We start from the raw sequence: 18526 nt of genomic DNA, 5'->3' as shown, positions 1-18526 counted from the left end.
TCCCGACCCGAGTTATTAGAAATTTATATATTCTAATAGCGTTTCACTTTGAATATCTTCTCGTCGATATGCTATCGTACAGATATCAAATATGGTAAGAAACGGTCTGTATTGAGATTAAATCAAACCTAGATTTAGCTCTGTAAATATCGACTGCATAATAATATGGCAGAAATATCAGATGAAAATGGTAACGCATTTACTAGCATATGTGTGATAATAATTCCATTTGCGAATAATTTTCCTCCCCCACTCACATTCGTCTATGACCAAAGTACACACTAAGGGTGTGTAGACAATCGAAGTTAGGACTCACGCACACTGTGCGTACACCAGGCGTCAAAAACTATTACTGAACAGGCCGAAACGACTGAACAATGGCTGTTGACTCCGGTTGCAAAGTAGATGCGGTTATCGATAAGTACGGGCTGGCGTCAGCGGACCCCGTCTACGAGTCCCTTGACGATGGCCTGCTCGCACGCTGGACAGGCGCCGATGACCGGACCGAAATGGGGTATCGGTCGTTGACAGCGTGGTTCAACAAACGACTCCTCAAACAGGTGTATACTGAACACGGTCGTGAAGCCCTTGATACCCGTATAGACAGCGACTACGAGACGTTATGTGGCGATGACGACTTACAACGGGACGAACTCATCGAGCGACTGCAAGCTACAGGCATCCCTGGTGCGTCGCTCCATGATGATATGGTGTCGTGGGGGACGATGCGAACACATCTCAACGACTGTCTGGACGGTGAAAAAGAGCCACAGAAGGCGACAACTAACTGGGAGCGCGAGAGCGTGGCAACGGCCAAGACGGTTGTCGAACAGAAGGCCGAAACGGCACTGTCATCGCTCGCGAAGAAAGGCGACATCGACGGCGGTGACACCGCGGAGATTGAGGCCCAGATACAACTTGGATGTCCAGACTGTCCGACCCGCGTTCCGTTCGCTGTCGCACTTGAGCGTGGGTACGTCTGTAAGCAACACCGGAGCGCGAATCTGTCAGCACACAACTCATGACTTGGAACATCGACATCGAACGAATCGCAGGTATACTTGATGGGTCGGCAACGATAGCGCCGGGAGTAAACGTCGTCCGTGGTTCGAACTGGCAGGGGAAATCGAGCTTCATCGAAGCAATCAAAACGGCCCTTGGCACCTCCACAGAATTGACCGAAGGGGCAGAAAGCGGGACAGTACATCTAGAAACACCGACAGGCGTCTATGACGTGGCGCTCACCCGTGAGAACGGTACCGTCGCCCGACGCGGTGAGCCATACCTCAGCGACGAGTACGACGTGACACGCGCTGAACTGTTCGCGTGTCTGGACGAGCGCAACGAAGTCCGCCGTGCCGTCCGGGCAGGAGAAAATCTTGAGGACGTGCTGTTGCGGCCGCTCGACTTCCAGAATATCGACGCACAGATCGAGACGTTACAGCGAGAGCGCGAACAGATCGAAACAGAACTTACGCAGGCACGCGAGGCGAAAAAGCGGATTCCCAGTGTTCAAGAGAAAGTGACACGGCTAGAAAACGAAATTGAAGATTTGCAGGCCAAACGTGAGACGATCGACAGTGAGGCAGGAAGCGACGACAGTTCGGAGTCGGTCCGCCGTCAGCTCAGCCAAGCACGAACTGAACAGAATCAGGCGCAAAACCGCGTCGAACGACTTGAGCAGAGTATCGAGCGGACGGAACAGCGTCTTTCGGAGCGCCAAGATGATCTTGATGCTCTCGAAATCCCGGAGTACAATGACGTTGCAGACAAACTTTCGGAGGCGAGGGAGTCCCTCTCACAAGTAGAGCGAGACGCCGAGGTACTCCAGTCCGTCTACTCCGCCACCGAAATGGTACTCAGTGAAGACCGACTGGACCTGCTTACCGAGGTGGAGCGTGATATCGACGAGGACACCGTTGCCTGTTGGACATGCGGCAGCGAGACAACACGAGCGGACCTGGCTGACCGGCTGGACGCTCTTGGGAGCGAACTCACGGCGCTTCGCGCCCAGAAGGAGACCTACCGAGATACTGTCGAGGAACTGGAAACACAGCGCGAGGAAATCAGCCAGGCTCGCCAGCGAAAAGCCGATTTAGAAGAAGTCATCGCTGAGTTGAAGACGACGCTGGCCGACCGGAAACAAAGCCTCGATGCAGCCAGAAGCAGGCTCGAAAAGGCCCAAGGGGACGTGGAGCGGCTTTCCGATCACGTTGATGCGGCCGTGGCGGAACTTTCGGATGTCGAAAGTGAGATCAAGTACCGCGAGGCCGAACTCGAAGACACCGCCGACGAACTGGCGCAACTCGAAACGAGAGCGGCCCGCGTCGACACGCTCGAAACCGACCTCGAATCCCTTCGTGACGACCTCGCGGAACTCCGGGGCCGAAAAGACCGACTCAAGCGTGAGGCACGGGAAGCGTTCGATACGGCGATGCAGGACATCCTTTCCCGATTTGGGACGGGGTTCGAAACGGCTCGACTCACCGCTGACTTCGATATTGTGGTCGCTCGCGACGGTCAGGAAGCGAGCTTAGATGCCCTCAGCGAGGGGGAACTCGAACTTATTGGCTTTGTGGCAGCGCTGGCCGGCCGCCAGTCGTTTGATGTTGGCGACGCTGTCCCGCTCTTGCTCGTTGACGGCCTTGGCGGTCTTGACGATGACAATCTGCACACCCTTATTGAGTACCTACAGCAAGGAACGGAGTATCTGGTGTTCACTGCGTACCCGGAATACACTGCGTTTGACGGACGCGAGATCGACCCGACCCGGTGGACTGTTGCGAACGAAAAACAGGCCTCGGCTGACTAGTCTCTCTTAAGTCGGAGTGTCCGCACCACCGACGCTGATGCCTTGCTTGACTGCATACCCTGTTGTTCAAGAACGGAATATACTCTCTAAGAGTATTTTCAATTTTAGGATAATTATACAAAAATACTATTAGTGGTAGGGTTGTTCAACAATCAGATGGCGACCATTCGGGTAAAAGATTGGACGAAAAATAAATTGAGGCGAATACGGAACGCGGAGTCACACTCGTCGTACGATTCGGTCATCAAAACACTGCTAAAAGACCGCAAACTCGCAAAGTACACCGACGACACCTCCAATACAGCGACAAGCGAGTCCGGACAGCCACAGGACGCCGACATCGACAAGGCGTTCGACGATCTGACTGTGCTGGCGGAACTAACCGGGAGCCACGACGACGTGTTATTCCTGTGGTGTCCGAACTGCGGGAACGAACTCGTCCATCTCACGGTCGAGCAACCGCTTGGCCTCTCCGTGTTTGAGATGGAGTGTCAGCGATGTCTTACCCATCTCGACAGTCACGCCATCGTCGCTATTGAACTGCGGTATCCCATCGAACAGAAGATGATCGAGGGACAGCTTCAGACGGACCTCAAATCCTGCGTGATAGACTACTGGGACCGGACACTGGAGGCGGTGGCTGACGGGACGCTCGAAGCAGACACCTCCGCCGCCAGTCTCGTGTGGCAGTTCGACCAGTACTACAAGCAGTTTACCTGGGACTGGCCGACTGACGTTCCGGCTGTCAGCGTTGTCCCCGGCGTCACGTATCGCAATACCGTGACTGACGAGCGAATCGAAGCCGTCGAAGCCGTCACCGAGAACCGGAACGCGATGGATTCGTACAAAGTCAGACGGTACACTGTAGACGGCGATGTCCTCTCGGATCGGATAGACAGTAGCACGATTGTCGACTGGGTTGTCAACCGTGAACTGGTCATCACTGAGCAGTCCGTGGAAACGACCAAATCGGCGACGTAAGGGACCTTGGTGCCGCGTACTTTATTTTATCGCTGGTGTATGTGGCGTTCCTCTCAAAACGCCCCGTGGTTTGCTGGATGCTGATCTGAGTGGGGGTATATTTTCGCCTCGAAGTACCCCTCCTTCGCAGTCCTAAATCTAAAGATTGGACAATATCATGAATATTATAGTCTGTACGGTCGGCAATAAGTGCGAAAAATATTCTGTCTTGGTTATTGGGCCGCTTATAATATGTAATAACCTGAGGTAATATATAAGGTGTATCGAGGCTACTGAAGACACTCATGACGTTTGTCGACAACAGTTATACGACATCAGTGACCTCTTTTCTAGCATGATTAGGCTGGTTGGATGCATGCGTTTCACTAGTTGCATCTCCGTGCATATCCAGAGTTGCAAGCGAGGGAGTGACCTGTGAGCAAAGCGACGCACCCTCACACGCTCAAACTCCCGCGTGAGGAACACGGATTGGCGACCTCGAAGGCAGCGACCAGACGGATACAGGGAATCCTTCCGGTGTTTCTGGAGAACAAGATCACGGAGGCGGAGGCCAATGGACTGGTCGTGCCGCTTGATGGCAGCATCGAATCGACGGTTGCGGCGGCGCTAGCTGTCGACGGTATCGGGGCCGACTACGTGACCGGACTGGTGATGCCGGTACAGCTAAGCGATGAAGGGCCTGCCCGGACGGCTGAAACCGTCGCGTCGCTGCTGGATATCGACTGTCACCGGCTCAACCTGCAGCCGGTACTGACGGCGTTCCAGCGGGTCGTCGGTGAAACCGGTGAGCCGACGGACGACCTCGTGGCGATGCAAAACGCCGGCGAACGCTTCCGGATGGCGTGTAAGTACTACGTCGCAAACACCAGAAACGAACTCGTCGTTGGGACGGTCTCCCGGACTGACCGACTGCTGGGTTCCGTTGCGAAACACGGCGAGAACGGCGTGGACCTGTCGCTGTTTGGCGACCTCTATCGAACTGAGATCGAGGCCCTTGCTGATGCGCTCGCGGTTCCATCGAACCTACTCGACCAGTCTTCACGTTTAATGGAGCACACTGGTGCAACTGATGCGAGGGAGCTGGGCATCGACCAGCGAGACCTCGACAGCATCCTCCACTTCGCGATTGATAGGGGCTGCTCCGCGTCGACAGTGGCCGACAAAGTCGGTGTTGGCGAATCTGTCGTCGAGCGAACGATTCAGTGGTGTGCCAGTACGCGCCACAAGCGACACACGCCACCAAAGCCCTCGATGGATAACTGATACTCTCGGCTGTCTGTCTGTGGCGTCTTTCGCCACCCAGGGGTCGCAAATCTCTCACAATATGGACGGCCAACAGTATGAGCCACACCGTGGTCTTTCTGTGAGCAAAGCAGTTAACAGCTATACTCCGCGATTCTCACATCCATGCAGGCCGACCCCAAGGAGATAATCGATATCGGCGACAGGCTACTGTCGGAGTATCCTGAACTGTTTACTGAGCAGTACGAGACAAACACTCGTCTCGTTCAGCGACTTGCCAGCGTGGATTCGTTTCGTACACAAACCCGACTCACCAGATACATCACCCGCAAAAAACGGACACGGAACGGCTCGCAAAGCTGAGGTCACTACGAAGCACACGCGCCACACGGAGCGCCACACGTCTGTGGCCGGATTGTCTGCACTCGGCGGCCATCCCGATATGAGGACCTTCTTTATGTAGAGACCGTCTTGCAGGACGTATGTTACTCACTGGGACTGTCGTTGCGGATTCTGAGACCGTCCTGCAGGACGGAGCGGTCGTCGTTTCCGGGGACCGTATCGAGGCCGTGGGTTCCCGGGCCGAACTCGAATCGCAGTACGCTGACCACGAACACCAGTCATACGACGTGCTGTTGCCGGGGCTCGTCGGTGGCCACATCCATTCCGTACAGAGTCTCGGCCGCGGCATCGCCGACGATACGGAACTACTCGATTGGCTGTTCGACTACATTCTACCGATGGAAGCCTCCCTCACGGCCGAGGAGATGGAAGTCGCGGCGAAACTGGGCTATCTGGAGATGATCGAAAGCGGGACCACGACCTGCATTGACCACCTGTCGGTCGCTCACGCGGACCGCGCCTTTGAAGCGGCGGGTGAGATCGGCATCCGCGGCGTGCTCGGGAAGGTGTTGATGGACCAGCGCTCGCCCGACGGCCTGCTAGAGGACACACAGGCCGCACTGGACGAATCTGAGCGACTGATTCAGCAGTATCACGGTGCCTATAACGACCGGATCCGGTACGCTGTCACACCCCGTTTTGCCGTCTCGTGTAGCGAGGCCTGTCTCCGTGGGGTGCGCGAACTCGTGGACAAATACGACGGTGTCCGCATCCACACCCACGCCAGTGAGAACCAGAGCGAAATCGAGACGGTGAAAGAAGACACTGGGATGCGAAACATCCACTGGCTTGACGAGGTGGGACTCACGGGGGAGGACGTTGTTCTTGCGCACTGTGTCTGGACCGACGAGAGCGAGCGCGAAGTCCTCGCAGAGACGGGGACTCATGTCACACACTGCCCGTCCTCCAACATGAAACTCGCCAGTGGCATCGCTCCGGTCTGGGACTACCGTGACCGCGGTATCAACGTCGCAATCGGCAACGACGGACCGCCCTGTAACAACACCCTCGACGCCTTTACCGAGATGCGACAGGCAAGCCTCCTGCAGAAGGTTGACCAGCTAGACCCGACGGTGACACCGGCAGCCGAAATCTTCGAGATGGCGACGCGAAACGGTGCGAAAGCCGCCGGCTTCGAGGAACTCGGTGCAATCCGGGAGGGATGGCGCGCTGACATTGTCGGCCTCGATACGGACCTCACGCGGGCAACGCCGCTGCACGACGTACTCTCCCATCTGGTGTTTGCGGCCCACGGCGACGATGTCCGCTTCACGATGGTCGACGGGAACGTCCTCATGGAACAGGGTGAAGTAACCACTATCGACGCCGACGCCGTCCGCTCTCAGGCCTCGACGATGGGCCTTGAGATGGACCTCGAAGACGCACGCAAGTCCGCACAGGAACAGAAGCCCTGACGCGGGCCTGTTGGCTCTCGTCCGAATGTCAGCCGAGCCGCGTCCGCAACTGAGACCCGAGCCAGTCGCTCGTGACGACCAGCGCAAACACGGCAAGGATGGCGGTCGAGAGTTTTCCGTACTGCAACCGCTGAATGGTGATGACAAGATAGTATCCGACGCCGCCCGCACCCACGAACCCGAGGATGGCGGCCGACCGGATGGTACACTCCCAGCGGTACAGCGTGTACGAGGCGATTGTGGGCGTCACCTGCGGGACCATCCCGTGACAGACCGCCTGCAGGCGTGTTGCGCCACTTCCGGCAACTGCCTCGTTCGTCATCGGGTCCGTGTCTTCAAGGAAATCGGCGTACAGTTTTCCCAGGACACCGGCGTTGTGAACTGCAAGCGCGAGAACGCCCGCAAACGGGCCAAGGCCGATAGCGGTAACGAAGAGGAACCCCCAGACGATGCCGGGAACAGAGCGCAGAAAACTGAGTACGGTTCGACTGGCGTGATAGAGGCCGCGGCCGACGGCGATACGGCTGGCTGAGGCGTTCCTGTATAGCGGGCCGCGATGGGTGACAGTGGCGGCACTGGTCAGACCGAGTGGAACGGCGAGCGCGACAGCGAGTGTGGTTCCGACAACGCTGATAGCCAAGGTTTCGACGATAGCCCACAGCAGGCCATCCCGAAGGCTTCGTCCCAGCAGGTATTCACGGCCAGTCTCCGGTGGGAAGCCCTCGGCAACGAACGCGCCCATCTGCTCACGAGCACCGGCGGCGAACAGGGCCATCGGATCCACTTCGGCAATCCACGCCGCGGCCGCCAGGATGACACAGCCGCCGAGGAGTGTCGTGAGCTGGCGTTTCGAGAGTCCGGTCGCAGCGTGCTGGGCGGCATCTGGACCGCTATATTTCTCAGACATACCGTGGAACCGGGACATCGCTCTCTTTCTCCGTTCCCGTTCGTTCGGCGTCGGTACCCGGCGGGGATGCCCCCGCCGCAAAGAGGGCATCCAGTTGGTCGTCGGTCACCGCCCGTGCGGGCGTATCAAACCTGACTCGGCCATCCGCCATGCCGACAATCCGGTCGAAGTGCTCCAGTGCCAGGTCGACCTCGTGAAGGACGGTGACCAGCAGTTCCTCGTCGAGGGCGGCGTCGAGCACGTCGATAACGTTCCGACGGGAGCTGGGGTCGAGGTTCGCTGTCGGTTCGTCGGCCAACACGACCTCGGCATCCTGCATGAGGGCCCGTGCGAAGGCGACCCGCTGGCGTTCGCCGGCACTCAACGATTTCGCGGGGACATCGGCCCGGTCGGCCAGCCCGACGGCATCGAGTCGTTCGAGGGCTGGCTCTGGATGCTGGGGCAGCAGTGGCTCGATGAAGCCACGGAGCCAGGACAGGGCTCCGAGGCGTCCAGTGAGGACGTTCGACAGTGCTGTCCGCCGGTTCACGAGCGTCCCCCCCTGATACGCAAGCGTCGCGGTCGAACCCGTACTGCTGCTCCCGTTGAAGCGCACTGTTCCAACATCAGGCTGTAACGCGCCGGCTGCCAGCCTGAGAAGCGTGGTTTTGCCGGCTCCCGACGGGCCGATGACGGCGACCCGTTCACCGGCTTCCAGTTTGAGCGAGACATCCCGTACCGCAACTTTCCCGCCGAATCGCTTGGTGACACTATCGAAAACGAGCCCCTGGCCTGACTGTTTGCCCTCTGGCCGCGCTGTGCACTTGCTCCTCACCCGTCGCCTCCCCGTTCGATGCCAGCCATCTCGACGGCCGTTTCCAGCGAGGTGAACGCGTCGTGGCTCACCCCGACGTACTGGTCGACAGCCTGCTGGTCGAGAATGTCCGTTCGCCTTTTCGAATCGAGGGTCGTGAACGCCGTCTGCACAGCGTCCGCTGTCGTTGCCTCTAGCGACGGGGCAACGGCCCACGGGTAATCAGGGAAACCGGGGGTTCGCCAGAGCTCTTGTACCCCATCAACAGCGTCCTCTGCGAGTAGTCTATCGTAGATGCGGGCGTTCAGCGCCCCGATGACACCGCTCGTCCGGCCGACTGTCGCTGCCGTTGCGTCGTGGGCACCGACGTGTGTGACCTGTGCGAACGCGTCGGTGTGTAGGCTGTACTCTGTCCGAAGGTGGTACGTCGGCATCACGGTTCCACTGGTCGAGAGCGGGTCGCCAAACACCAGTTCGGTCTCGCTTGCAGTCTCGACTACGTCTGCCATTTCTGTCAGGTCACTATCTGACGGGGCGATGAACACGGAGTGCCACTCTGTCTGTCCATTCCGTGACCCGACGGCGACTGGCTTTGCACCTGCTCGATGATGCGCCAGAATGTACGATACACCGCCGTAATAGGCAATATCGACCTGGCCCGCGACCATCGCCTGTACCATCCCGGCATAGTCAGCCGCTGTGCGTAGCTCGGTCTCGACGTCAAGTTCGGTCGCCAGATACGCCGCGAGTTCGGTGTTCTGTTCGATGGCGGTATCCGGGTCCACGTCGGGCACGATACCGACCGTCAGCGTCGGCGTTGCTGTCCCTCCGAGACAGCCTGACAGTGAGAGCGCTGCCGCTGTTCCCAGGAATTCACGCCTCGTGGGTCGCATTACGCTGTGATGCGAGTCGCCGGGCTTGAAAGTTGTGTGCGCCACATCCCGGCTGTGTGGCCCACGACAGCAGTGCGCGTCTGTCGGCCTCAGTCGTTCGTTGCGATGGCTTCGATTTCGACGCCGACACCCTTTGGCAGATTTGCGACCTCAACTGCGCTCCGGGCCGGCGGCGCTTCGTCGAAGAAGCCGGCATACGTGTCGTTCATGTCCTCAAAGTCGTCGATGTCATCAAGATAGACGGTCACCTTCAATACGTCACTCATCTCCAGCCCCTCAGATGCCAGCACCGCTTCGACGTTCGATAGCGCCTGTTCCGCCTGTGTCGCTATCGGTTTGTCGTCCAGCAGGTCGCCGTCGGGCGTCATCGGAATCTGGCCCGCGGTGAACACGAGCGAACCGTTTGTCGTTGCCTGACTGTACGCCCCGACTGCATCGGGTGCATCGGCCGTGCTGATAGTCCGTTTCATCAGCCGAGTGTTCCACCATCAGTGTCTTAAATTTACAGGCTGTCGCGGCGGTCGGTGAACTCGGCGAGGTCAGCATCGGTGTCGATATCCCAGTGGACGCCGGGGTCCGAAACCTCGATGAACGCTGTCTTCTCGGTGGTCTCGATGATATCTCGACCGCCGCGGTCGCCGGAGACAGAGGCGAGCGCATCGAAATGGCAGTTGTCGAAAAGCACCGGATTACCCCGTCTCCCCTCGTGCTCGGGAACAACAACGGTTGCCGTTCCTGTACGGTACGCTTCGAGAAGCTCCTCGATGGTTTCGACGCGTACAAACGGCATATCGCCCAGCAAGAACAGGGCGGCGTCCCAGCCGGCCGAACGGGCAAACTCGACTCCATGTCGAACCGACGCACTCTGGCCGGTCGCGTACTCGTCGTTATGCTGAACCGAGAGCGAGAGGCCATCCAGCGCAGCAGCGACGGCCACTTTTTTGTGGCCGAGGACGGCGACAGCGTCCGACAGCGATGACTTGCAGGCGGTTTCGGCCACCTGTCGGACGACTGCTTTCCCATCGATAGTCGCCAGCAGTTTGTTACCCGACTCGTATCGAGAACTCCGCCCAGCAGCGAGGATGACACCGCCGACTCTGGTCCGATGTTGACCGCTCATAATACCCCTCGTCTCGCAACACTACCGGCTGTGCCCTCGCAGTCAGTCATCGCTGGTTCTCCTCTTGCACATCCGATCTTGAGACCACTTCACAGATATCCGACGCGAACGATGTGATGACGCCCCGAGAACACCGCTCTGTCTGTGAAAGCGCGTGGGTGAGCACGTCAGTAGCGATACGCCGCTGTGGTTCGGTATCCGCTTTGTTGACTAGCGGTATCACAGACGCCTCGGCTGGCGCGTTTCGGAGGCCACCGTTGGGATGTGTGAGCACTGTCCCGACAGCCGCCGCAGTAATCGTGTCGCCCACACGAAGGCCGGTGATATCCGCGACCCGCTCCGGTCGATGGACCACGTCCGTCGTCAGCGCTTCACCGACGGCGGCGACCGAGGCGACCGGGACGACGTGGGTCGCTGTACTCGGGACGACTGGCTCTCCGTCGCTAGGCGCTTTGAACTCCCGCTTGCGTGCCCCGTCAGCCTTGACGAGAAGCCAGTCGAAGAGTCCGGCATCGGATAGCTGCTCTATCACACTCGCCTCGAATCCGCGAACCTTCCGGTTGACTCGCGCCGGATCGGCTACCTCCTCGCGAGCGACAGCAATCGGCGGGTCGCGCGTCTCGAGGTCGGTACGCCACCCGTCCGGGTCGGTGAGCGTCAGAGGCAGGTCGGGCGGGGGCGGCATCGCTGTCGTCGTCGTGTAGCCCACGTCGTATCCCTCGTCAGTTCCCTCGGTCGTCAGTTGTCCCATCGCGGTTTTCTTCCCGCCGGCCCCGACAAAGGCGACAGCGGCGCTGGAACCCAGGCCCAGCGCAGCAGCCAGATCCATACGCTCGCTCCGCGCAAGACACACAAATAGCTTACCGGCGCAACCACGTGTGGCGGCGATAGCGTTTTTGTGATCTAATGGCACACGTACCGGTATGGCCCGCGTAGACGTTCGTGGTGAAATCTGCCCCCGGCCGGCGCTCATTGTCCGGCAGGCGCTTTCGGACCTCGATACCGGCGAGACGCTCGTCGTTCGAGGTGATTACCCGCCGGCCGAAGAGAACCTCCGGCGGATGTGTACGACGCACGGCATCGACGTGACGACCGCGGAGACCGCTGGCGAGTCGGACGAGTTCGAACTCGAACTTCGGGTGACCGAGATGGCGTCGCTATCGGAGGCCTGAGTGTGGGACCCGACGCGGCGACTGACGATGACGACGAGACGACGCGCCTGACGGAGTACACGGAACTCCACGGCTGTTCCTGCAAAGTTGGCCAGAGCGACCTCGATTCGCTGCTCGCCGATGCCGGCCTCACCGGTGAGAGCGACGCGTTGCTGTTCGGCATTGGCGAGGACGCCGCTGCGCGGAAACTTACCGACGACCTCGCGTTGGTCTCGACGGTGGATTTCTTCACACCTATCGTCGACGACCCGTACGACTTCGGCCGTATCGCTGCCTGCAACGCCGCTAGCGATGCCTTCGCTACGGGTGCGGTCGAGAATGTCGACTGCTTGGTCGTCCTCGGACTCCCACGAGCACTAACCGAGAGCGCAGCGCCAATTCTCGCCGGCATGGCTGACGCACTGGACGCGATGGATGGCGTCATCGCCGGCGGTCACACCATTATGTGTCCGTGGCCCTTCGCCGGCGGGGCCATCTCGGCAACGGGGCGTCCCGACGCCCTCCTCACCTCGCAGGGAGCCAGTCCCGGCGACCGGCTCTACCTGACCAAACCGCTCGGGACACAGCCAGCTATGGGGGCGACCCGCGTGACTGACGAGCAGTTCGTCGAGACGGTCACCGACGCTACTGACCGGCCGCTCGACACCATTGCTTCGGAGGCTATTGCGTGGATGACCACACCGAACCGGGACGCAACAGTTGCGTGCCGCGAATACGCGACAGCCGCGACTGATATTACCGGCTTCGGCCTCGTCGGGCAGAGCCGCGTGGTGGCCGCCCGCTCGAACGTTGGTATCGAACTGACACATCTCCCGGTCATCACGGGAACGCCTGCCCTCTCGACGCTTTTCGGATACGGGTTGACTGCGGGCGAGAGCGCGGAGACCAGCGGGGGACTGTTCGTCTCCGTCCCGCCGACTGCGACTGACGCCGTCGAAACGGCGTTCGACGACGCCGGCGTGTTCTACCGTGCTGTCGGACGTGTTACGGCCGGACGCGGTGTCTCACTTTCGGACCCGACTATCGAAGAAGTCAGCCGCTAACGTCGATTAAGAGCCTTCTACCGCAACCGGAGCACTGCCTCTAGCACGCCACCGCCGAGACACAGCGCTTTGTCGGAGATTTTCGTTGGGTCGACAGACTCACCACGAGGGTCGACATCGCCGAGTTTGGTGCCCTCGCTGACACCGAGGCCGCCGTGAACTAGGCCGCGAACCAGTCCATCTATCTCGGTTTCGACCGGCCGGTCGCCGACGGTGCCGACCACGTCGCCGGCTGTGACACTATCGCCGATGGCGACCGTGGGGGTCCACTCACCGTCTGTCGGGGCGCGAAGCACCCGTTCGTGGGTGTAGCCGCGCCGTTCGCCGGGCTCGCCATCGTACTCACTCGCTGTCCCCTCGTAGAACACGCGGCCAAGTTCGTGCCCGCGGTCGGTCTCGACGACCGCGTCCACGTCCTCGCCGGCCTCGAAACCGGGCCCCATCCCGACCACCACATCGGCGTCTTCCCGGCGCGTACCGGTGTCGAACGCCCCTTTCGCCATAATCGCGTCGACGAGGACCGCCGCGTCGAGGTCGTCAGCGACAGTCGCCTCGGGGTCGACGAGTACCGGCACGACATCGTCGGCGAGCAGTTCGAGTGCCTCGTCGATGTCCGCTGCTGCACGGCCAGTGACTCCTTCGACTTCCACCTCGTCTTCGTACAGCGCCGCGCCGAAGGCGACCGCCCGCCGGACGACTGTCGGTTGGTCGACTTCGGTGACGATGACCGGAAAGCCGGCCTGCTGAAGCCGATAGACGACGCCGCTGCCGAGGTCGCCGCCACCGCGGACGACGACGAGGTCGTCGAGATTCAGGCGCGTCGCCCGCGCACCGGTGGCGTCGTGGCGGTCCATGGTGACCTCGGCGAGAATCGAGAGCGCGACGGCGGCTGGCCCGCTCCCGCCGAGGTCGAGTCCCACCGGTGTCTGGACCCGGCTGAGGTCCCGACGGGCGTACCCGGACTCGGCGAGCGAATCGAGCACGTGGTCGGCCTTTGTCTCGCTTGCGACGAGGCCAACGTAGCCAGCCTCGCCGTCCAGCGCTGCGGCGACGGCAGCCTGATCGAACGTCCCGCTCCGCGTCGCGACGGCCACGGCTGTCTCTGTCCCCATCGGCAGGTCACCGAGCGCCTCTCCGTATTCGCCGTGAATCACGTCCGTCTCGTCGGGGAACTGCGTCGGGTCGGCGTACGCCTCGCGGTCGTCGACCACGGTGACGGCGTAGCCCAGTCGCTCCGCCAGTGGGGCCAGTTCGACGCTGATGTGGCCGCCGCCGGCGATGTAGAGCTGTGCCTGTCCGCGAACATGGTCGATGAACACGTCCATCTCGCCGCCACAGACCATGCCCGTGTTGCCGCCGCGTTCGAGTTCGTACGTCCGGACACCAGGGTCGTCGGCTCCCGAAAGCACTGACCGGGCGTCCTGTACGGCGAGATGCTCGACCGTGCCGCCACCGATGGTTCCGTACTCTTCGTCAGCGGTGACGATCATCTTGTCCCCCACGTCCCGCGGTGCGCTGCCGTCCTTGCGGACGATAGTCAGGAGCGCCGCCGGCTTTCCTTGCGCTGCCAGTTCATCAAGCTGTTCGAACAGGCTCATACGAAGCTCTTGACCTCCTGTTCGACCAGGCGTTCGACTACGGCGTCGTAGGATATCCGGTCGATGTCCGGCGGCAGCGAGACACCACGCACGGCCACGTCTCTCGCGACCGCTGAAACTGGTGCGTCGATATCTGGTGTGAGGTAGACGCCGTCCTGAATCAGGACGACGTGCGCCTCGGGGTCCCCGGCGGCAGTACGCAGTCCGATTTCTGCCATCGGCTTGTCGATGAGATATAGCATTGTCAGAAGTCCAGTGTCCGGTCGGCGTCACGAATTCGGGCGGTGACGCGGTCGTCCGACCAGACGGCCACGTCGTCGGCGATTTCGCTCTCGTCGACACCGCGCTCGGCCATCGCCGCGCCGTCCGCGACCATCTGCCCGTCCTGTTCCGCCAGGTCGACGACGTGCCCGCTCATGGTGAGCGCCTCGCGGTCGACAGCATCTCGAGCGCCGTACACGCCGTCCTGCGTGAATATCACAGTCACGTCGTGCATATCGAAGCCAGCCGCGACGCCACGGGCGGCGCGCAGCCCCTCCGGGACGTGGACTCGGCCGTACGGTGCACGGGTGAGCAATACCACGACCTCTCGTTTCATAGCGAAACCACCCGGTCGGCCTCGCCGACGATGTCTGCAAAGTCCGGAAGCAGCCCGACTTCGACGCCCTCGGGGTAGTCGGCGGGTGCGTCGATTCCGCGTGCGTCGACACAGAGCCCACAGCAGATGACTTCCGCCCCGTCCGCGATAAGCTCCTGAAACTTCTCGGTCGGCATTTCGTCGTACAGTCCGCTGTCCGAACAGCCGGGTAGGGTCTGGTCCGCGACGGGGACGAGCGCGCCGTCGAGGTAGTGGAAGTAGCTCACCTCGTGGCCCTGATCCAGCGCCGCTCGCCCCAGCTCGTAGGCGGTGCGCCACCGCTCGCTGTCGAAGGGACCCCCTGTCAGCAGAAAGCCGATGTACGCCATACTGTCGGAATTTCGGTGAACCGGTCTTAATAGTTTGCCTGACACACGAGCACGGTCTCTGGGTGTGGCACTTTTCAGCAAAATACCGACCGTTCGGTAACTTATTTTCCGGCACCGGACTGGTCGTCCAGTGCCGCCATTAGGTCCTCCGCAGTGAACGGCAACTCGGTCAGCCGAACGCCGACGGCGTCGCGGATGGCGTTTGAGAGCGCCGGCGGGACGCCGTTCGTGGGGAGTTCCGCGATAGACTTCGCGCCGAACGGACCCGTGGGTTCGTGTGTTTCCACCAGAATCGTCTCCATTTCAGGGTGGTCCGTCGTTCGCGGCATCCCGTACTGGCGGAAGCCGAGCACGTCTGGATTCCCGTCCTCATCGAAGGTCAGGTCGCCGCTCGTGGCGTATTCGAGGCTCATGTGCTCGCCGCCCTCTATCTGGCCTTCGACCAGCGCGGGATTTATTGCGACGCCACAGTCGGCCGCAAACACTAGCTTGTTGAGTTCGTACTCGCCAGTTTCCGTATCGACAGTCACGTCGACGAACTGCGCACCGTAGGGCGGCGGGCTTTCGTTGGTCGAATGGTTCCCGTCCCCGAGGATGTGTTCGCGCTCGTCATCGCCGTAGGTCGCTTCATAGCCGATTTCCTCCAGCGACACGCGCTTCCCGGTCCGCTCGCTGTATACGTCGCCGTCGCCGGTGTCGAGCACGTCCGGCGGCTCCTCGAGCAGTTTCGACCCCCACTCCAGCAACCGCTCTTTGGCGTCCTCGGCGGCGTTCTTTACCGCGCGGCCGCTGATGTATGTCGTTGAAGAGGCGTACGCGCCATAGTCGAACGGCGTCAGGTCGGTATCGGCGGCGATGACGACGACATCCTCGGGGGTGCAACCCAGCACCTCGGCGGCAATCTGGGAGAACATCGTGTCCGCGCCGGTCCCGGTGTCGACGCCGCCGACCTGCAGGTGGAAGCTCCCGTCCTCGTTCATCTGTACCTGCGCTGCGCCGAGTTCCTTCCCCGCGACACCGCTCCCTTGGGCGATGAGTGCCATTCCGACGCCGCGGTGCAGATGGTCTTCGTCCGGTTGTTCGAGGTCGTCGTAGTCGATAGCCGCCTTCCCGCGTTCGACACACTTGCGGAGGCCACACGAGCGAATCGTCCGGGTGAACCGGTCACCGTCTTTCAGAATTGCGACGCTCCGGTCGAGGTCGCCCTCCCGGACCGCGTTCTGCAGGCGGAACTCGATGGGGTCGAAGTCGAGGCGACGGGCTACCTCGTCCATGTGCGCTTCGACGGCGAAATGTCCCTGCGGCGCGCCGTAGCCCCGCATGGCTGCCCCCATGGGGAGGTTCGTGTGTACTACATCCCCTGAAAAGCGGACGTTCGAGACCCGGGGATAGAGTGGCAGTGGCTTCGTTCCGACGTTGTTCGCGACGGTCATGCCGTGGGTGCCGTAGGCTCCCGAGTTCGACAGCGTGTAGAGGTCCATCGCCTCGATGTCGCCGTCGTCAGTCACTGCGGTCTGCATCTGCATCTGCATCGGATGCCGAAAGCGAAGCGCGGTGAACTCCTCCTGACGACTCATTTCCAGTTTGACCGGTCGGCCCGCCGCGAGATGCAGCGCGAACGCGATTGGTTCTATCGCCATCTCCTGTTTCGACCCGAACCCTGCGCCGATACGCGGTTTCTTCACCCGCACGTCACGGATGGGCACGTCGAACAGGTGCGCTATCTGGCGGCGGGTGTGAAAGGGGACCTGCGTCGCCGTGATGAACGTGTGCCGGTCGTCCTCGTCGGTGTAGGCGATGGTCGTGTGCGGTTCCGGGACGCAGTGGGACTGGTACGGTGTCTCCCACTCCGTCTCGATGACGTGCCGCTCGTCGTCGTTGCTGGCCCGCTCAAACGCCGAATTCACGTCACCGAGTTCGCCCTCGAAGTACGATTCGAGGTTCCGGTTGTAGTCCGCGCCCGACTGCTTGTTCTCCACGTCGTCGGCCTCGAACAGTTGCGGGGCGTCTTCATCCAATGCCTCCTCGGGGTCGAACACGGCATCCAGCTCCCGGTACTCGATTTCGACTTTCCGGGCGGCTCGGTCTGCTGTCTCCGGGTCATCGGCTGCGACAGCAGCGACCGGGTCGCCGACGAAACGGACGTGCTCGCGCAACACTTTCAGGTCCCACGGGCTCGGCTCGGGGTATGACTGGCCCGAACTGGAGTACAGCTTGTCCGGGACCACGTCGTCGAACGGCGTGATGACGGCGTCGACCCCGTCCATCGCCTCGGCGGCGCTCGTGTCGACCGACTCGACGTAGCCGTGGGCGATGTCGCTGCGAACGACCTTGCCGTGGGCGAGGTCGGGGAACCGGTCGCGGTAGTCCGCCGTGTAGCGGGCTTGCCCGGTGACGATTTTCCGTGCGTCGTCTTTCTCCTCGTCCACGGTAATGGCGTCGCGCTCCGATTCGGGCTTCCGGTCGGGTTCGCGTGCCGCCCCCGTCTCTGACTCCCTGTCGGCTTCGGCTGGGTCCGATTCCGTTCTCTCTGTCCCTTCGGGTTGCTTGCTCGTCTCCCGTACCCGGTCTGAATCGCTCACTGATCGCCCTCCATGCAATCGCAGTCGCCGAGTGCACACTCGGTCACCGTGGCGGCCCCGCCGTCGCCATCCATTGCCTGCCCACCATCGGCGGCGACGGCTGTGTCGCTGTCCATCCGCTCGGCGGCGTCTAGCACCGCTTCGACGATTTTCTTGTAGCCAGTACACCGACAGAGGTTGTCCGACAGGGCTTCCCGGACCTCCTGTTCGGTCGGGTTCGGGTTCGTCTCCAGCAGCGCCGTCGAGCGCATGATCATCCCCGGGATACAGAAGCCACACTGTAGCGCAGTATTGTCGACAAATGCCTGTTGCACCGGATGCAGGTCGTCCTGTTCGCCCAGGCCTTCGATTGTCTCGACGGATGTGTCCCGTACTTTCGTCACCGGCTCGACGCAGGATTTCACCGGTTCGCCGTCGACGTGGACCGTACAGAAGCCGCACGCGCCGGTGTCACACCCCCGTTTCGATCCGGTGTACCCGTTCCGCCGAAGGACATCGAGAAGCGAATCGGACTTCGATGCTTCGACAGTCCGTTCCACACCGTTAATTTCTAGTTCGATTTCCATATGACTCATCAGCTCGCTGGCTATGTCAGCAACG

General features: G+C 61.1%; 20 protein-coding genes. 8 read left to right on the top strand and 12 right to left on the bottom strand.

The window, feature by feature from the left end; genetic code table 11:
• Positions 1 to 377: 377 nt before the first annotated feature.
• The 6 genes from rdfA to G9C82_RS14400 all read left to right on the top strand — a co-directional run bounded on the left by rdfA (position 378) and on the right by G9C82_RS14400 (position 6852).
• Positions 378 to 1025 (top strand): rod-determining factor RdfA, encoded by a 648-nt coding sequence (gene rdfA, locus G9C82_RS14425; protein ID WP_007190641.1) that lies wholly within the window; start codon positions 378 to 380, stop codon positions 1023 to 1025.
• Positions 1022 to 2812 carry an archaea-specific SMC-related protein gene (locus G9C82_RS14420; RefSeq protein WP_127014480.1) on the top strand — a complete coding sequence of 597 codons (1791 nt, stop codon included), beginning with the start codon at positions 1022 to 1024 and terminating at the stop codon, positions 2810 to 2812. Before rdfA ends, G9C82_RS14420 begins: the two co-directional genes overlap by 4 nt.
• 156 nt (positions 2813 to 2968) lie before the next feature.
• Complete coding sequence (locus tag G9C82_RS14415) at positions 2969 to 3793, top strand: hypothetical protein (protein WP_127014479.1); 825 nt, start codon at positions 2969 to 2971, stop codon at positions 3791 to 3793.
• A gap of 414 nt (positions 3794 to 4207) precedes the next feature.
• Complete coding sequence (nadE, locus tag G9C82_RS14410) at positions 4208 to 5056, top strand: NAD(+) synthase (protein ID WP_007190639.1); 849 nt, start codon at positions 4208 to 4210, stop codon at positions 5054 to 5056.
• 144 nt (positions 5057 to 5200) lie between these two features.
• A complete protein-coding gene (locus G9C82_RS21035; RefSeq protein WP_004965512.1) occupies positions 5201 to 5398 on the top strand; it encodes a 30S ribosomal protein S17e in 198 nt (65 codons plus the stop codon).
• A 119-nt stretch (positions 5399 to 5517) separates the two neighbouring features.
• Positions 5518 to 6852, top strand: coding sequence for a 5'-deoxyadenosine deaminase (locus G9C82_RS14400; RefSeq protein WP_127014478.1), 1335 nt, complete (start codon positions 5518 to 5520; stop codon positions 6850 to 6852).
• 28 nt (positions 6853 to 6880) lie between these two features.
• Here G9C82_RS14400 and phnE read toward each other — a convergent pair whose 3' ends face one another.
• From phnE to yqeC, 6 genes are all read right to left on the bottom strand, one after another.
• Complete coding sequence (phnE, locus tag G9C82_RS14395; protein WP_127014477.1) at positions 6881 to 7759, bottom strand: phosphonate ABC transporter, permease protein PhnE; 879 nt, start codon at positions 7757 to 7759, stop codon at positions 6881 to 6883.
• A complete protein-coding gene (locus G9C82_RS14390) occupies positions 7752 to 8573 on the bottom strand; it encodes a phosphonate ABC transporter ATP-binding protein (RefSeq protein WP_127014476.1) in 822 nt (273 codons plus the stop codon). Before G9C82_RS14390 ends, phnE begins: the two co-directional genes overlap by 8 nt.
• Positions 8570 to 9445, bottom strand: a complete 876-nt coding sequence (gene phnD, locus G9C82_RS14385; RefSeq protein ID WP_127014475.1) for a phosphate/phosphite/phosphonate ABC transporter substrate-binding protein — start codon at positions 9443 to 9445, stop codon at positions 8570 to 8572. The genes G9C82_RS14390 and phnD overlap by 4 nt, the downstream gene beginning before the upstream one ends.
• Before the next feature lie 89 nt (positions 9446 to 9534).
• Positions 9535 to 9915 (bottom strand): Rid family detoxifying hydrolase, encoded by a 381-nt coding sequence (locus G9C82_RS14380; protein ID WP_004965502.1) that lies wholly within the window; start codon positions 9913 to 9915, stop codon positions 9535 to 9537.
• A 32-nt stretch (positions 9916 to 9947) separates the two neighbouring features.
• Complete coding sequence (locus G9C82_RS14375; protein WP_127014474.1) at positions 9948 to 10565, bottom strand: nucleotidyltransferase family protein; 618 nt, start codon at positions 10563 to 10565, stop codon at positions 9948 to 9950.
• A 46-nt stretch (positions 10566 to 10611) separates the two neighbouring features.
• Positions 10612 to 11394, bottom strand: a complete 783-nt coding sequence (gene yqeC / locus G9C82_RS14370; protein WP_127014473.1) for a selenium cofactor biosynthesis protein YqeC — start codon at positions 11392 to 11394, stop codon at positions 10612 to 10614.
• A 94-nt stretch (positions 11395 to 11488) separates the two neighbouring features.
• On the opposite strand from yqeC, the gene G9C82_RS14365 reads away from it, so the two are divergent.
• Together G9C82_RS14365 and selD are read left to right on the top strand one after the other, a co-directional pair.
• On the top strand, positions 11489 to 11737 hold the full coding sequence (locus G9C82_RS14365) for a sulfurtransferase TusA family protein (protein WP_011222658.1): 249 nt from the start codon (positions 11489 to 11491) through the stop codon (positions 11735 to 11737).
• A gap of 2 nt (positions 11738 to 11739) precedes the next feature.
• A complete protein-coding gene (gene selD / locus G9C82_RS14360) occupies positions 11740 to 12780 on the top strand; it encodes a selenide, water dikinase SelD (RefSeq protein WP_127014472.1) in 1041 nt (346 codons plus the stop codon).
• Between the two features lie 17 nt (positions 12781 to 12797).
• Here selD and yqeB read toward each other — a convergent pair whose 3' ends face one another.
• From yqeB to G9C82_RS14330, 6 genes are all read right to left on the bottom strand, one after another.
• Positions 12798 to 14378, bottom strand: coding sequence for a selenium-dependent molybdenum cofactor biosynthesis protein YqeB (gene yqeB / locus G9C82_RS14355; RefSeq protein ID WP_127014471.1), 1581 nt, complete (start codon positions 14376 to 14378; stop codon positions 12798 to 12800).
• Positions 14375 to 14620, bottom strand: a complete 246-nt coding sequence (locus tag G9C82_RS14350) for a hypothetical protein (protein ID WP_004965490.1) — start codon at positions 14618 to 14620, stop codon at positions 14375 to 14377. Before G9C82_RS14350 ends, yqeB begins: the two co-directional genes overlap by 4 nt.
• A gap of 2 nt (positions 14621 to 14622) precedes the next feature.
• Complete coding sequence (locus G9C82_RS14345; protein ID WP_127014470.1) at positions 14623 to 14976, bottom strand: DsrE family protein; 354 nt, start codon at positions 14974 to 14976, stop codon at positions 14623 to 14625.
• Positions 14973 to 15344, bottom strand: coding sequence for a DsrE/DsrF/TusD sulfur relay family protein (locus G9C82_RS14340; protein WP_007190628.1), 372 nt, complete (start codon positions 15342 to 15344; stop codon positions 14973 to 14975). Before G9C82_RS14340 ends, G9C82_RS14345 begins: the two co-directional genes overlap by 4 nt.
• 101 nt (positions 15345 to 15445) lie before the next feature.
• On the bottom strand, positions 15446 to 17926 hold the full coding sequence (locus G9C82_RS14335; protein WP_127014469.1) for a xanthine dehydrogenase family protein molybdopterin-binding subunit: 2481 nt from the start codon (positions 17924 to 17926) through the stop codon (positions 15446 to 15448).
• A complete protein-coding gene (locus G9C82_RS14330; protein WP_127014468.1) occupies positions 17923 to 18492 on the bottom strand; it encodes a (2Fe-2S)-binding protein in 570 nt (189 codons plus the stop codon). Before G9C82_RS14330 ends, G9C82_RS14335 begins: the two co-directional genes overlap by 4 nt.
• Positions 18493 to 18526: the final 34 nt, after the last annotated feature.

Source organism: Haloarcula sp. R1-2 (genome assembly GCF_011627385.1).
GTDB classification, from domain to species: Archaea; Halobacteriota; Halobacteria; order Halobacteriales; family Haloarculaceae; genus Haloarcula; species Haloarcula marismortui.
Note: the sequence above shows the minus strand (reverse complement) of the source record. Positions and strands in the feature narration are given on the sequence as shown.

Bases quoted from the DNA above. Each gene is read 5' to 3' on its own strand.
- rdfA (WP_007190641.1), top strand. From the start codon at position 378: ATGGCTGTTGACTCCGGTTGCAAAGTAGATGCGGTTATCGATAAGTAC.
- G9C82_RS14420 (WP_127014480.1), top strand. From the start codon at position 1,022: ATGACTTGGAACATCGACATCGAACGAATCGCAGGTATACTTGATGGG.
- G9C82_RS14415 (WP_127014479.1), top strand. From the start codon at position 2,969: ATGGCGACCATTCGGGTAAAAGATTGGACGAAAAATAAATTGAGGCGA.
- G9C82_RS21035 (WP_004965512.1), top strand. From the start codon at position 5,201: ATGCAGGCCGACCCCAAGGAGATAATCGATATCGGCGACAGGCTACTG.
- G9C82_RS14400 (WP_127014478.1), top strand. From the start codon at position 5,518: ATGTTACTCACTGGGACTGTCGTTGCGGATTCTGAGACCGTCCTGCAG.
- phnE (WP_127014477.1), bottom strand. From the start codon at position 7,759: ATGTCTGAGAAATATAGCGGTCCAGATGCCGCCCAGCACGCTGCGACC.
- phnD (WP_127014475.1), bottom strand. From the start codon at position 9,445: ATGCGACCCACGAGGCGTGAATTCCTGGGAACAGCGGCAGCGCTCTCA.
- G9C82_RS14380 (WP_004965502.1), bottom strand. From the start codon at position 9,915: ATGAAACGGACTATCAGCACGGCCGATGCACCCGATGCAGTCGGGGCG.
- G9C82_RS14375 (WP_127014474.1), bottom strand. From the start codon at position 10,565: ATGAGCGGTCAACATCGGACCAGAGTCGGCGGTGTCATCCTCGCTGCT.
- yqeC (WP_127014473.1), bottom strand. From the start codon at position 11,394: ATGGATCTGGCTGCTGCGCTGGGCCTGGGTTCCAGCGCCGCTGTCGCC.
- G9C82_RS14365 (WP_011222658.1), top strand. From the start codon at position 11,489: ATGGCCCGCGTAGACGTTCGTGGTGAAATCTGCCCCCGGCCGGCGCTC.
- yqeB (WP_127014471.1), bottom strand. From the start codon at position 14,378: ATGAGCCTGTTCGAACAGCTTGATGAACTGGCAGCGCAAGGAAAGCCG.
- G9C82_RS14350 (WP_004965490.1), bottom strand. From the start codon at position 14,620: ATGCTATATCTCATCGACAAGCCGATGGCAGAAATCGGACTGCGTACT.
- G9C82_RS14345 (WP_127014470.1), bottom strand. From the start codon at position 14,976: ATGAAACGAGAGGTCGTGGTATTGCTCACCCGTGCACCGTACGGCCGA.
- G9C82_RS14340 (WP_007190628.1), bottom strand. From the start codon at position 15,344: ATGGCGTACATCGGCTTTCTGCTGACAGGGGGTCCCTTCGACAGCGAG.
- G9C82_RS14330 (WP_127014468.1), bottom strand. From the start codon at position 18,492: ATGGAAATCGAACTAGAAATTAACGGTGTGGAACGGACTGTCGAAGCA.